The sequence below is a fragment of the Mesorhizobium sp. P3_A10 genome (assembly GCF_056403175.1).
Genome location: NZ_JBFUFZ010000001.1, coordinates 669,117 through 683,441, shown reverse-complemented (window position 1 = coordinate 683,441; position 14,325 = coordinate 669,117). Strand labels below are relative to the sequence as shown.

At 58.5% G+C, this 14,325-nt stretch carries 11 protein-coding genes; 7 read left to right on the top strand and 4 right to left on the bottom strand.

The window, feature by feature from the left end; all coding sequences use genetic code 11:
- The first annotated feature begins 3 nt into the window (after positions 1–3).
- The 5 genes from AC1DXU_RS03225 to AC1DXU_RS03205 all read left to right on the top strand — a co-directional run bounded on the left by AC1DXU_RS03225 (position 4) and on the right by AC1DXU_RS03205 (position 4,766).
- Complete coding sequence (locus AC1DXU_RS03225) at positions 4–1,596, top strand: GMC family oxidoreductase (RefSeq protein WP_477364265.1); 1,593 nt, start codon at positions 4–6, stop codon at positions 1,594–1,596.
- Between the two features lie 71 nt (positions 1,597–1,667).
- On the top strand, positions 1,668–2,330 hold the full coding sequence (locus AC1DXU_RS03220) for a gamma-glutamyl-gamma-aminobutyrate hydrolase family protein (protein ID WP_477364262.1): 663 nt from the start codon (positions 1,668–1,670) through the stop codon (positions 2,328–2,330).
- 11 nt (positions 2,331–2,341) lie between these two features.
- Entirely contained in the window at positions 2,342–3,598 is a 1,257-nt protein-coding gene (locus AC1DXU_RS03215) for an FAD-dependent oxidoreductase (protein ID WP_477364259.1), read from the top strand.
- Positions 3,599–3,624: 26 nt separating this feature from the next.
- Positions 3,625–4,503 carry a LysR substrate-binding domain-containing protein gene (locus AC1DXU_RS03210; RefSeq protein WP_477364256.1) on the top strand — a complete coding sequence of 293 codons (879 nt, stop codon included), beginning with the start codon at positions 3,625–3,627 and terminating at the stop codon, positions 4,501–4,503.
- 122 nt (positions 4,504–4,625) lie between these two features.
- Positions 4,626–4,766: a hypothetical protein gene (locus AC1DXU_RS03205; protein ID WP_477364253.1), complete on the top strand. Its 141-nt coding sequence runs from the start codon at positions 4,626–4,628 to the stop codon at positions 4,764–4,766.
- 283 nt (positions 4,767–5,049) lie between these two features.
- Here the strand turns inward: AC1DXU_RS03205 and AC1DXU_RS03200 are convergent, their stop codons facing one another.
- Both AC1DXU_RS03200 and AC1DXU_RS03195 read right to left on the bottom strand, forming a co-directional pair.
- Positions 5,050–6,342, bottom strand: coding sequence for a ComEC/Rec2 family competence protein (locus AC1DXU_RS03200; protein WP_477364250.1), 1,293 nt, complete (start codon positions 6,340–6,342; stop codon positions 5,050–5,052).
- On the bottom strand, positions 6,342–8,456 hold the full coding sequence (locus AC1DXU_RS03195) for a S8 family serine peptidase (protein ID WP_477364247.1): 2,115 nt from the start codon (positions 8,454–8,456) through the stop codon (positions 6,342–6,344). The genes AC1DXU_RS03200 and AC1DXU_RS03195 overlap by 1 nt, the downstream gene beginning before the upstream one ends.
- Before the next feature lie 441 nt (positions 8,457–8,897).
- Between AC1DXU_RS03195 and AC1DXU_RS03190 the strand changes: the two genes are divergently transcribed.
- The gene (locus AC1DXU_RS03190) at positions 8,898–9,524 is read left to right on the top strand and encodes a matrixin family metalloprotease (protein ID WP_477364244.1); all 627 of its coding nucleotides are present in this window, start codon (positions 8,898–8,900) and stop codon (positions 9,522–9,524) included.
- A gap of 294 nt (positions 9,525–9,818) precedes the next feature.
- Positions 9,819–11,003 (top strand): hypothetical protein, encoded by a 1,185-nt coding sequence (locus tag AC1DXU_RS03185; protein ID WP_477364241.1) that lies wholly within the window; start codon positions 9,819–9,821, stop codon positions 11,001–11,003.
- 223 nt (positions 11,004–11,226) lie between these two features.
- Here AC1DXU_RS03185 and AC1DXU_RS03180 read toward each other — a convergent pair whose 3' ends face one another.
- Positions 11,227–12,159 carry a hypothetical protein gene (locus AC1DXU_RS03180; RefSeq protein WP_477364239.1) on the bottom strand — a complete coding sequence of 311 codons (933 nt, stop codon included), beginning with the start codon at positions 12,157–12,159 and terminating at the stop codon, positions 11,227–11,229.
- 63 nt (positions 12,160–12,222) lie between these two features.
- Positions 12,223–13,926: a DUF4403 family protein gene (locus AC1DXU_RS03175; RefSeq protein WP_477364235.1), complete on the bottom strand. Its 1,704-nt coding sequence runs from the start codon at positions 13,924–13,926 to the stop codon at positions 12,223–12,225.
- Positions 13,927–14,325 lie beyond the last annotated feature (399 nt).

The window sequence follows — 14,325 nt, the reverse complement described above, 5'->3', positions numbered from 1 at the left end:
CGGATGGAAACTTTCGACTTCGTCGTGGTTGGCGCCGGATCCGCGGGTTGCGCGCTGGCCTATCGGCTTAGCGCTGACCCGAAAAACCGCGTCCTCCTTCTGGAGGCGGGCCCGCGCGACTGGAACCCTCTCATCAGGTTGCCGGTCGGCGAGGCTCTTACCATAGGCGGAGCGATCGATTGGAAATTCCGGACCGAACCCGAGCCCGGCCTTGACGGGCGCGCGATAGACGCACCGCGCGGCAAAGTGCTGGGCGGATCCTCTGCGATTAACGGTCAGCTTTATGTTCGCGGTCACCACGGCGACTTTGACGAGTGGGAAGGCCTCGGCTGTCCCGGCTGGGGCTATGATGACGTGCTGCCCTACTTCCGGAGGGCGGAAAGCTGGGCTGGCACTCCCGACCAGACACGCGGTACGATGGGTCCGTTGAAGACGATCCTCGGCCGCTATCGTACGCCGCTTTACGAAGCCTTCCTCGATGCGGGCGCCGAGCAGGGATACTCCGTTGTCAACGACTATAATCGTGGCGATACAGAGGGCTTCGCCTGGGCCCAATTTACGCAGGAGCATGACCGGGCACGGCGCTGCTCTTCAGCGCACGCCTATCTCAGGTCGGCGGCCGGTCGCAAAAATCTTACGGTCCGTACCGGTTGCCATGTCACCGGCCTGACGCTGGCCGGCAGCACCTGCACAGGACTTGGCTATGTCCAGGGCGGACAGGCGCAAAACGTGTCGGCGGCCGAGGTCATTCTTTCCGCGGGCGCCTATCAATCGCCGCAGATCCTGCTTCTGTCAGGGATTGGAGACGGCGCGGCGTTGCGTCCGCTAGGTGTCACGCCACGGCATCAGCTTCCCGGCGTCGGCCAGAACCTGCAGGATCATTGCGGCGGCTTGATCCAGTCACGCTGCAAAGAGCGGATGACCTACCATCAGTTTCGCAATCCGCTCCGCGCCCTGGGTGCGGTCTGGGATCTCTATGTCAATGCGCGCGGCCCGCTGTCCGTGTTTCCCATGAACGCGGTCGCTTTCGTGCGCAGTGATCCCGCCGAGCCGAGGCCGGATCTCGAATTCCTGTTCTTTCCGGTCGCAACCGACATCCAGGGCGGCTCGGGCAGCTACGCTGCCTTCAACGGCTATGCCATCACCTGGGGCATCATGCGGCCGCGCTCGCGCGGGTCGGTGACGCTTGCCTCGTCGGACCCCTTCGCCAAGCCGGTCATCCAGCACAACTACCTCACCGATCCGCATGATGTCGCGGTCAACAACAAGGGCCTGCGCGTCGCGCGCGAACTGAACGCGTCCAGGGCTTTCGACCGTTTCCGCGGTGAGGAGGTCGATCCGGGGGTGGACTGCACGTCGGAGGAAGCGATATCGGCCTACAACCGCCGCACCATGGGCAGCCACTTCCACCCCTCAGGCAGCTGCCGCATGGGCAGTGACGACATGGCGGTGGTGGACCCAGCGCTGCGCGTGCGCGGCCTCAGGGGCCTGCGCGTCGCCGATGCGTCCATCATGCCCCGCGTGACGTCAGGCAACACCAACGCCCCTTCGATCATGATCGGCGAGAAGGCCGCTGATCTGGTGCTGGCCGGCTGAACCATTCCCCGCGGAAATTACGAGTAAAGCCGATGAGCGCACCGCAGCCGGCATCTGCCGGATCGTCTCCGATGATAGCGATTACGCCCGATTGCACGACGGAGGAATTGGTACCGACCGAAGCGGCCTATGTCGTGCGCGCCAACTATGCCGCCGCACTTGCAGCGGCCGGCGCTCTGCCGGTGGTGCTCCCCTATTTGCCGGATCGCATTGCCGAGATTGTCAGCCGCTTCGATGGCTTCCTCATCTCGGGCAGCACGCCCGGCATTTCGGAAATACCCGGCCGTACTGATTTCGAATTGGCCTTGATCCGGGCGGCGCTGGCGGCGGGGAAGCCGGTCTTGGGCATCTGCAATGGCATGCAGATGATAGGGCTCGCATTGGGTGGCGGCTTGATCGAAAAGCTGGACCCACCCGCGCCAGGAGGTCCCGATCATATGCCGCAGCCGGTGCCATCCTCTGCGGCACATTCCATCACGCTTTCTGTGGGAAGCCGCTTGGCCGGGCTAGCCACAGCCGGCTCGATGGAGGTCAACAGCCTGCACCGGCAGGCCATCCGGCCGGATGGCGACTTCCGCGTTGTTGCAACGGCGCCGGACGGAGTGGTCGAAGCCATCGAGAGTGCAGGATCAGGCTACATGCTGGGCACGCAGTGGCACCCGGAATACCTGCTCACAAACCTGGACCGCGCCCTGCTCGCCGACTTTGTCGCGGCAGCCCGCCGGCGCAGCTGAGGACATCCAAGATGGGAAAGTTCATTGTTGTCGGCGCCGGCGTCGTAGGTGTTGCAACGGCCTGGCAGTTGTGCCGGACCGGGCATAGCGTCACGCTCGTGGATCGCAATGACGGTCCCAGTGGCGGAGCCAGCAGGAGAAACGGTGCCCAGCTCAGCTATTCCTATTGCGACGCCCTGGCTTCGCCTGGGCTGCTTGCCCGGATGCCCTCGATCCTGTTTGGACGCGACGATGCTTTTCGGGTCAGGATTCAAGCCGACCCAGCCTTCCTGTTGTGGGGCCTGCGGTTTCTTTTAAACTCGACCCCGAGCGCTTTCAGTCGCAATACTGCGGCTTTGTTGACGCTCGCATCGGCCACCGCGCGGCTCGTGCCTCAACTCATGGCTGAGTTTCCGTTGTCTTTCGACTACGCGGTCGCTGGAAAACTGGTGCTCTGCCATAGCGCGGAAAGCTTTTTGAAGGCGCGCGCCAATGTGAAAATGAAGTCCGTGCTCGGCGTCGACGTCGAATTGCTCACCCAGGCGGAGGCAGTGCGGGTGGAGCCAGCGTTGGAAGGCTATACGGATAGATTTGCCGGTGCTGTCTATAGTCCGAACGACGCTGTGGGCAGCCCAAGCCGCTTCAGTGAGGAATTGGTTGCCGGTCTGGTCTCTCGATACGGCCTCCGCACCTTGTACCGTTGCGAAGCTCGCGAAATAATCCTCGAACACGGACGGGTGGCTGGAATAGCCTTCCGCAATAACGAGACCGAACGCTGCGACGGCGTTGTTGTGGCGACTGGCTATGATACGCATCTGCTTGGCAAGCGAACGGCCTTTGCCAGCATCTGGCCCGTTCAGGGCTACTCCGTCACTGTTCCTGCGCGTTCGGACGCCATGCGGGTATCGATCACCGACCCCAAGCGCCGTCTGGTGTTTGCGCGCCTTGGCGAGGCGATAAGGATCGCCGGCATCGCCGATATCGGTTCGCGGCAGTTCACATTTGATCAGTCGCGGTTCGAAACCCTCAAACGGGGCGCGGCCTCGGCATTTCCCGGTAGCTTTGATCAGACTGCCGATGGAGCATGGAGCGACGCCCGGCCTTGTACACCATCCTCGCAGCCGTTGATCGGACGAGGAAAAGTACCCGGACTTTATTTGAACCTCGGCCATGGGACGCTCGGCTGGACATTGTGCCTGGGTTCGGCCGAACGGCTTGCGGCAGTGATTGCCGACGACAGGGCACGAGGCATGTCGGGACTTCTGGATTTGAAGGAACGCGCGCCGTAAGCTAGCGGCAAAGCAGGGATGGCGCCATGAAACTTCCGCCGATGAACACGCTGGCCACCTTCTGTATCGCGGCGCATCGGATGAACTTTTCGCAGGCCGGCGAAGAACTGAACATCACCCATGCTGCCGTCAGCAACCAGATGAAGCGGCTGGAGGAGTGGTTCGGGCGCAAGCTTTTCGAGCGCTCTGGCCGGGGTCTCAAGCTCACTGCTGCTGGGCAGGAATTGCTGCGCACGGTCGATGCATCCTTGCTGGCCATTTCGGCGACAAGCGAAAAACTGCGCGTATCGCGCGACAGGCGGCAAATTTCCGTGGCCTGCCTGCCGTCTATCGCCACCCGCTGGCTGGTGCCGTCGTTGAGCGAGTTCATGCAGCGTTATCCGGGGGTGTCTGTCGAACTCTCCTACGCTGAGGCCTACCAGACGTTCGATCCCGAACGGCATGACATCCTGATCACTCACCTCACCCAATTGCCAGAACGGGCGCAAACCACGCAGATCTTCGGCAGAACCAGCAAGCCGGTTGCCAGTGCGGCTTATGTGCGGGAGCGCGGGGAGGGGCTTGAAGGTCGTCTCGAAGGGGCACGGCTCCTGCACGATGCGACGACGCAGGATTGGGAAGATTGGTTCGCCGCAGCCGGATTTCGGCCCTCGGGCTTTACCAACGGGCCAGTATCCCCAGACTTCAATTACCTTTTCACCGCCGTCCTGGCAGGCCATGGCGTAGCCCTTTGTCCCGTCGAGGTTTTCCGCCAGGAAATAGAGCGCGGCGACCTTGTCGTCCTTTCCGATATCGCGACCCGCAAGGACCAAGGCTATTTTATCGTCACGCCCGAGCGGCGGGTGCCGACAGTCGCGAATTTTGTCAGGTGGTTTCAAGAGCGTGTGTCGGCAGGAGTTGTGTGACTATCTAAATCTTGCCTAGCGAGGCGGTGTGCCTCGCCGCATTTTGCACTTCGTTGCCGCGCGTAGCACCAGCAATCACGCACGGCTGAATAGGATCACTGGTTCTTTCGGATCACTGGATCATGAATCGCGAGCTGAACGGCAGGCTCGCCGCGCCAACAGCCTTCGGGCTGATGGTGACCCGCGCCGGCAACGCTTCGATAGCAGCGAATTCCCGGCTGATGTCGGCGCACAGCGCCTTGGCGATCTTCTGCGATGCATAGCTGGAGAGGACGACCGTTCTGAATTCGACAAACTGGGTCAAAGCGGAAATGGAAGCCTTTAGGCGATCAGAACATTCACCCAGCCACTCGCTGTAGGCCTCTCCAAGGTCAGGCCATTGCGGGCTGCTGCTCCAGATGATTTCGGAGGGGCGCCCGCGCTTGGTGAGAATTCTAGGTTCGACTACTTGGTCTCACCGATGATGCTGTCATCGTCGAAGCACACTAACAGCCTGAGTCAGGATCGCAGTCTACAACGCCGCCGCCACGCGTCTTCTCGATGCACCTAAATCAGATCCAGCGTGTGCCGAGTCGCGTTCTTCGCGAGCAACCGCAGCTTAACGGCAGGTGCGATGCCGCCAGCTCCGAAGGATCCTTCAATTTTTTGCCAGAGGTTCAGGTGCTTGGTAGCGCAGCGACCTGTCGAGCAGTTGAACCAGAACGTGGTGTCGCCGCCGGCGATCAATGGCGTCGCCTTCACGGCTTTGAGATATCCCTCAACCACATCGGGCTCTGGATTGTGATGCTCGCCATCGCCGCAGAAGACATAGTGCCTAGCGCGAATCCGATCGACGAATTTTTCCGAATAGCTGTTGTTGGCGCCGTGATGAGGCACCTTCAACACGTCAACTTCAAGCCGCTTGTTGTCCGCTATTAGCTTCGCGGCGGTGAGATATTCAAGCAAGCTCTCGTCGCCGGCGTCGCCCGTTAGCAACACCCGCCTACCGTTTTCCTCAACGAGAAGCACCAGCGAGGCGAGATTGGGCGGGGTCACGTCCTTTTCAGTCGCAAGCGCCAACTCCTGGGTAAGCCGCGCGACCTCCATCGGCGACAGCCCAGAACGCAGATCCTCGATATCCCCTTGATGCTGCTTGCGCAGAGTGTCTATGTAGCTCTCGTTCGCCTCCAGCCAGGCGATCCACTCCTTCTTCAGCACCTCGAGCTGCAATTTGGTTGGGCCAAGCACGGTGATTGTCATCGATCCGAGCTGGATCGGCTTCTTGGGGCGCGCCACCATGAACTTGCCGGCAAACTCAGGATTGAGGGGGATGTTTAGTTGATCGTCGCCAATCCGCCAGTTGACCTCAATGGCATCGCCCACGCTCAGCGCAAGCATCTCAACTCGCTCCGCCCGCCGCACCACGTCTGGATCGCCTAAGCCTGCCGCGTTGACCCCGGCCATCGCGTTGGCGCTTGCCGCCAGCGCGACCGCAAGTTGAACGCCCTTGGATTTGGCGACGTCGTCGAGGAACGCATTATGCCAGAGCACGCGAATCTCCGGCGGCCGCGGCATCTTGGGCTGCTTGAACTTTCTTCCGTTCAGTTGCATGTGGTCGAACACCCGCCATTTCATCTCGTCATCGAGCATCCTCAAAATGCCCCCGATGTGGTCGCGGTCGATGTGCGAGACGTAGGCGACGTCGATCGCCTTTTGCGCCGCCCGCAGCTCGGAGAGTGGGGCGGCAATGAAATCATCATAGGCGTCCGGCAGACCGGCGTCGGCCAACAGGCGCTTCTCGTCACTTGAGGTCAACAGCAGGCAGTCGCCGCTGCCGGCAGGAAAGACTTCGATGCGCATCAGGTACCGCCCTTCATGAGCTTTTGTAGGCCGTCGGTGAGGTCGTCGACCGGCTGCACCATGCGGAGCACCTCGCGCAGGCAGGCCGCGGGGTCGATGACGCCGAAGCCTGACCCGTTCTGCCATTCGTAGCCTGAGCCGGGAAGCGGTCTCGACGTGCGCTGGACAATTCCCCCAATCTGGGCCGCAGTTAGCTGCGGATTAAGGGAGAGCATCAGGCCGGCAACCCCCGTGACATAGGGGCTTGCCATGCTGGTGCCGGTCATTTCAATCCACTTGCTTTGGGGATCGAATGCGCATGCCGCCACGATTTTGGTGCCTGGCGCCGCGATCTCGGGCTTCATTCGCCCGTCGCGGGTTGGCCCTTGGCTAGATGAGATGTTGAGCAGTTCGCGCGCCTCATCGAGATTGGCAACCCCGGTCACCCGCGGACCACAGGCGAGCGAACTCAGCGTCGAATTATCGACGAAGGTGTCCGGACCGAAGAATGAAGGTAGTCGCCATTGCGTGCGCACGCGGCCGCGGGCCGGATCGTCGCGCTCGATCCACGCGTGATAGGCGCCATTGCGGACGACCTTTCCGGTCAGCCGCACCTTCCAGCTTCCGGCGGTGATCCCGACGATCGGCTCGCCCATGTACGGGCTGAGATAGATCGAGATGCGGTTGTCGCCGTTCTTGGGGTCGCTCAGAACGTTGTAGATGGAGACGATTGTTCGATCGGCGAGGAGCAGGTTCTCGACCCGCTGGCCGGGCGAGATCGGCCCGATCCTGCGCCCGCCTGGAGTGAAGAGCTCAACATCGAAGTCGTCCTGCGCGCTGTACCAGATCTCCAGCTCGTTCTCGGATACATCTTCGATGCCGTTCCCGACCACTACCCATTCCAGATCGCGCCGCAGCGCTGCCGATGGAATGCGCCCACTCGAGTGGATACGACCTGACCAGAAGCCGGTGTCGCCCTTGAACTCCGGCGCCTCCTGGCCCGAGTTACCGGCCGCTACACAGATGGAGCGGCCTGGCTCGGTCATAGACACGTCGATCCAGCGCGACAGCAACTCCGAGCCGTCATGGGCGCCGCCATTGGTCCCAAGGCTGATGTTGATTGAGACTGCGGCGATGTCCTGTTCGGCCTCGGCTAGTGCGAAGAGATAGGCGAGACCGTCGACGATGCAGGTCGTATCGTAGAACGACTTCCGACGCTCATTGTCGGCATCGGGCAGCGACACCAAAACGGCCGCAATCTTGGCCCGTTTGCAGAGGCCGGAACGACCGGCCGCAATACTCGCCACGTGTGTTGCATGTGAGCCTCGTATCTTTTGGGATTGCGGCGCGAGATCGTAGGGCGACACCCGGGCGACCTTGGCCTCCCTCAGCGCGAACGCAATGTCCTCTGCCTTGATCTCAGATCCGCGGGCAGCCGTCGTGTCCGCCTTCCCCTCGGAGATCGGCAACTGCGGCGGGTCGAACGCGTCGCCCCCTTGATCCCAGATTCGGATCACGCGCGAGTTGCCGGCATCGTCCATGAAGTCTTCGTGCGCAAAATCGATACCACCAACGTCGATAATCCCAATTAGAACGTTTTTGCCGATATCGTTGATCGATCGACCCTTGCCACCGGCGGTCGCGATTGTGCCGGAATTGAACGCGGCGTACCGGTCTCGGTCCGGTTTTGCCGGAACGGTAGCGCCGATCCTGGGATCTGGTACGCGCAAGGTCTCGGCAAGTTCGATCGCCTGTACAGCTGGATCGGAGTCAAGTTTGTGGAGATCGGCGATCGTCACCACCGCTGAGCCGACCCGGCCGCTACGCCGCGTCACAAGGTCTGGCGTCTTTGCGCTTTCGCGGTTGAACAACACAAAGACACTCACTTCGACATCTTGGGGCAGACTCTTCTGCTTAGGCCCTCGCCCAATATTCCTGATCGCCGATTTCATCTGCTTGATACTGTCGTCGGTGGTCATGCCGATGATATCCGGCACACGCAGCTTCTGTGCCGCCGGCTTCAGTCGCACCGCGCCATTCTGCTGGGCGCGGACTGCATTGACTTCTGAATCGCCGTTGGCGACACAGCGCAGGCGGCTATGCAGCTTCCGCATCTGGTCAAGTGGATTTGCCATCTCGCCTCCCGAAGATCCCGAAACCAATTCTACTATCATCGGCCACTTTGTATTGTTTCCGAATGTGCTGAGGACTGTACGTCGACTGGAGGTCAAAGGCGAGACTGTCGGTGCCCCTAGTTAACGTATTCTCTGCCGGTAAACCCTGTGACTATAACCGTTGCACGAACGATCTGGGCAGAAGGGTTCGTTTCGCCAACCGAGCACCTCTACGAGCGGCTCTTTCTCGACAAGCGCCTGCACCTTCGCAACGCGTGCGTGCAACGACAGCGCGCGCGACACCGGAGGGTCGACATGTGGGCAGTCTAGCCTTAAGCGGCATCGATCGTGCATTCATCCGAAAGAAAAAGACTTGAAAACGCTATTGCGGCATATATTGTCGATCTACTTTTCTGGCATGTCATTTGTTTCCTTGTTCTGCAATGACAATTGGAGGGTGTGATGGTGGCGGTGATGCGTTTGGCTTTTGCGGCACTTTTTTTAGCCTGCGCATTGTTAACCCCGACAACTCTTTTTGCATATACGAAACACGGCTCTTCCTGGTCATACCTGACCAAACCCCGAGTCGTTACTTACAGCATCTGTGACGACGGACTGTCAGCGGCCGCGAAGACCCGCATCAAGGAAGCGGCCGCACTTTGGAACAATGGAGACAAGTTCAAGTTTCAGTTCGACGCCGGAACCTGCAGTGACAATCCAAATTGGAATACGTGCGGCCAGAAGCATGTCATCGACCGGGGACCGCTGACAGCCGATATCGAATTGATGCAGACGCCGGCTGCCGCCTCTGCGGTATGCGCCAAGACGGACGACAAAGCCAAACTTGGCGATTGCGATATCCGCATTAGTTCGTCTGTGAAGCTTTACGAGGGCACGGGCAGCGTGCCGGCAGACGCCTATGATCTAACAAGCATAGTGGTTCATGAGTTTGGCCACTGTGTAGGGCTGGCCGATCAGGCCGCCGGGGGCGATTCGACCTCTGTCATGAATCCCGACATCACACAGGGTCAGAAGCGGCGGAGCTTGTCAGCGGACGATATTGGCGGACGCAACGCGATTTATCCTTAGGATCAACACTGAGGGTTTCGCTGTGGAGGGCCGATATCGATGCGGAGTTCGCGGGTTGCGGTTGAGACAAGGCGTGATCTGCCCCGGACGAGCTTCGAATAAGAGAAATGGCGCCGAGCATTGGTCGCCCTTGCGTAATTTGCTGATTTGTTGTTGGCGAGTACTCATAAACGTGCGGTTCGGCGCAGCTCAATCATCTCGAAGCCAGGATGATCGATTGTGTAGAATAGTTAAATAATATACCATTTCATGGTCTAGTGACATACTGCGGGTAGGTCACGGCGGGGGGTCTAAATGTTTAGTCTTTCTCTCTGGGATCGCGTTCCGAAGCGCCTCCGCTTGGGTCTCATTCCAATCCTGACAACGGCGCTCTTGGTACAATCCGGAGCCCAGACGGCGACACTGCTGTCATGCCTGTCGCATGGGACCCCTTTTTGCAATGATCCTAGCAAGCTCTCGGTCATTGACATCCAGGGCCTTCTGATCCTGGTGAATTTCGTAGTTGTGTTCTGGTTCGCCTATCGGGCGCTAGGGGATACTCTGGCGAAGTCCGGCCAGATCAGCCTTGATGTCAAGGTGATCGGTTTGGGAACGGCATTTCTGAGCAGCCTTGAGATCTATGGGTATGCCTTAAAAAATGGCGTCCCCGAGCGATTGGTGTTCGCACTCCCGGTCATCTTTTTCGTGTTCATTGTGCCCTTCATTCTACTGCGGAACGCCCAACCCACCGAGGATTTCGATGACCCGCGCGACACAACCCGGCAAGCCTATTCGTCTTTGCGGCAAGTTGTCATTGCACTTGTCGTGTGCGTCGTGGCAACCGTCGCGGGTTCGGTTTATTACGTGCTGCTGACTGAGGGGCTGCACTTCGGCTCCACCGTTTTCCTAGCTCCGCTCGTCAGCCGAGGGGCGTGGGTCTTCAATCCGGCGATCCTTGGCATGGGGTGGATTCCCGTTCTCGTAATGACGCTTAGGCCTGACGGATCCAACGCCGATGTGGTACCACTCTGCACGACCAGGGCTGGCGCCCTCTGGCTGCTGATTGGTCCTTTACTGATCAACGCAGCCATAGGGATGGTCTTGATTGCCGACAGCAGCATCTTGGGTCCCACCGTGGCAGGAAACGAAACCTGGTCCCTTTGGCTTGCCAAAGCGGGCCTGGGGGCGGGCCTGACTGTCATTTTCATCGCGGCCTTTTTCTCCAGCAAAAGAGTCGGCTTCGATACTTCCGCGGGAATGCTGACGGGTGTCGCTATTTTCGCAGCCGCTGGCGCCATTGCCGGGTTGGCGGCTTCCAGCCTTCAGACAAGGTTCGGCGGCCCCGCCGCCTGGAGCACTACCGCGGCGATCCAAGCGGGTGGATTTGCGATTGCCTACCTAGCTGGCGTCCTGGCTCTTCGTTGGATGCGGGGCAGCTTTCCTGATTTGATCCTCAGCGACGCAATCGCCCTTCCTCCTCGAACTGCCATTGGAGGCTGACATGGATGCCTCTCTTAGCGTCGACCCTCTTTGCCATCGGGCTTATGGCTTGGATGATTGGGTCCATCGCCGTACGCGCGTGTGACGAGTTCCTGGGACGATCGTTCCAACGCCGTCGCTCGTTGGGACGACAAGAGCGATGGCGATGGCGGTCGCGTAGATCGCATAGGCCCAAACAGATGCGCTGGTATTTCCGTCGTTGGCCGCGCTCTGTGAAACCGATTCAATGCCCCTTCCGGATTCCTGCCAAAAGCGCTTGAAAAAGCCGGAGGCCGAGTGACCCGTCGACGACGGCCGACATCTCGAGCTGAGCTGCAAGGTGTCCTTCTTTCTCGACAAAAGTTGCGGCCGACAGATTTGGTTCGATTCCAGCGATCGAGGGTACTGCCTGGCGCAGGTCATCCGGATCAACTGCCCGCTGAAGCGCCTCACCGGCCTTGGCGTTGATATCGACCCCGGCCAAGGACAGGATGCCTTTGGTGATCGAAGCGTACTTCCCTCCGAGGCTGATTGTGGGCTCGTCGAGCTCTACCCTTATCGACTTTGCATCTGACACGATAAGCCGCACCGGGATCTCTGCATCAAATGGCTGCGAGGCAACGATTGTCTTGATCGGATCGCCGGGCCCCATGTCCACCACAACAGGAACCTTAGTCTTAACGCCAAAACCGAGATCCTGCATCTGCATCTCGACTTTTGTCTTGTGCACCGGATTCTCAAGGCAAGCCCAGATGACGATAGTTCCCCCCAATGCCAGAACAGCCTGGCCTGACCGATAGTGGAGGCTGGATCGATCGAGTGACACGACCGGATTGTCCGGGCTGAAGGATCTGCAATTGTCTCTTGGCAGTGGGAGCGTAGCCAGAATGCGCCCGATGTTTGCGGCAATATCGTTCAGATCGGCGGCGATGGTAATGTCGATCCTTAGCCTCTTCTCCACCGCGAGTGGTGTGACGATGACGTTGTATGGAACATGGACGTCCACGCCATTGAAATTCTGGGTTCGCTGAAATGGGCCGAGCGATATGGGTTGCAGCAAGTCTGCTGCTGCAGCGCCGGACGTGACCAGTGAGAAGAGCACAATTCTAGCAATGCAATGCATAGTGGCATCCCTCTTTGGCTGCGCGACTGCCCCTTCAAGAGAATAGACAGCCATCGTCTGTCCGCGGTGCGTTGCACGGGCGCCCTTGCCCATCTGAATTCCCTTCGGGATCACAGATCAGGGGTTAATGGCCAAGGTGACTGCTCCTTTCGCCTCCGCCCACAACCGAAGGTCCTGGTCTTGAACCCAAATGTCTTTGGGATCGATGGTATCGATTGTCCCGGTGATCTTAGTGTTTTTGCCGCTGCTCTCGAACTTGGCGACCTCCCCCTGCAGCTTCGCAAGCTCGCCCCCATACGCAAATCTCGCCTTGTCTTCGATGATGTCTTCCAGAACGCCATCCGCAAACTTAGCTATGAACTTAACCGCCACACGCTTTGAATCCGCGTCAAGGTCCACATCCGCTAGCCTAACCTCCTTGGCTGCCGCATCTAGATACGGCTTTGCGAGAAGGTAGAGCTTGCCTTCTTCTTCTCCACCCGAGCGTTTGACGAATGTCAGTGCCAATGCCAGGCGATCACCACTTTGGTAAAGATCAATGTCTCCTGCTGTGACAGGGACGTCAGAATATTCCTTGTCCAGAAACGCCTGCACCTCTTTCAGCAGTTTGGCCGCAGCGCTCTCGAGATTGACCGCGCCTCCGGCTCCCAGGATGAAGCTCGGCGGTACTTTTGCAGCAATCTTTACCGGAAGCTTTCCTCCTTGCGAGAGCGCAGGTTCAGGCCCCAACTGGACGGCAGGCTTGGCCCGGAGACCTACCTGAAGCACCAACTTGTTATCGGCACCCGATCCAGATGATCCAAATTGCGAGAGCGAGAGTTCCTTTGGATTGATGCTCAGCCAAAGATCGTCTCCCAGCTTAATTGGCTTCCTCGCATCCTGACCTATCGCGTCCAGATCATCTGCAAAATTTAGGGAGTCACCTGTCGACTTCTTCAACTGCTTGTTTAGTTCCTTCAGAATGATTGGCTTCAGGGTGTCTTCAAGCAGGTTCTTCTGGATTATCGTAGCTGGATCGAGCATCGCCAGGTTAGTGAGTTCGACGGCTCCCGGAACACAAAGCTTGTCGATGCCGATGTTGAAGTTTTCAGCCTTCACCTCGACCGAGGGTGCATCCGTTACGTTTGTCGAGAAGTCCGCATCTATCTGGGTAGACAGGTCACACGCCAGCGCTCCCTTTACGGTGACAGCCTCATAGAGAATCCCTTGTTTCACATCGATCGAAATGTTGATGTCGATTCTTGCCGACAGGTGCAGATTCTGGCCATTAGCCTCAATATCGGCTCCGCGCAGCATTACTTTATGGCTCAACCAAAAACTTGTGGGAAACAGCTTCTCGTGGATCTCGGTAACAAGTTGCTTTTGAGATTCGAATAGGGCTTTCGCTTCAGGCCAACACTCTTTAACGACTTCGTCGCATGGAAAGCTAATGGTCTTCCAACAGTCAAAAGGATTGAGAAGATTTCCACATCTCTTCAAGATTTCTCTTTTGCAAGTTTTAGGAATGTTCTTATTGACGCATCCGGCCGCTTTGGCGGGAGCAATAAGAACGTCAACAATTCTTTCTTCAGTTGTCTTTTCATTGAGAAAAAGTTTTCCGCTGATCTCATCGGAACGACCGCTGCTCAGTGGCTCATTCGCATACTTGGCGAGCAACTGTTTTTCAACTTCAGCGGTGCTAGCCATTACGTCGACGTTAAATACAGATTCTGGGATTTCAACCATCTTCTGGCCAACAGATGTGACAGGAGGAGCCTTTGCGTCCCAATCGGTACATGCAGAAAGCAATATTACCAGACCAATGACAAAAATCTTGCCCATGACCCCCCCATCGAAGCCTGGTCTGGCATCGATATTTCTCTAGTGCTCATCTGTTGCGAAGTCGTTTTAAGATCTGATCTCTTATATGACCATAAAATTGTGCTACAAGAGCGCTTCCCCTCAAGTCACTGCCCGCGACGATATTGCTCCATTGGTTGACCAATGTCGATAGTAATTTGTTGCCACTACAAATCCGTAGCCTGTCGGTCCGACCCAACTCGACTTTAACCACACCGGATTGGGCACACCAAGATCGAGTGCTCGGTGCGGTACCTCGGCGTCGCCCTAGAAGATGCGCTGACGCTGGCTGAAGCAACGGAGATGCGTAGCTAACAGTACTTTTCGACTCGACAGACGCGCTTCGACACTTTGTGCGGCGATTGCGCGCTAGACCACCTG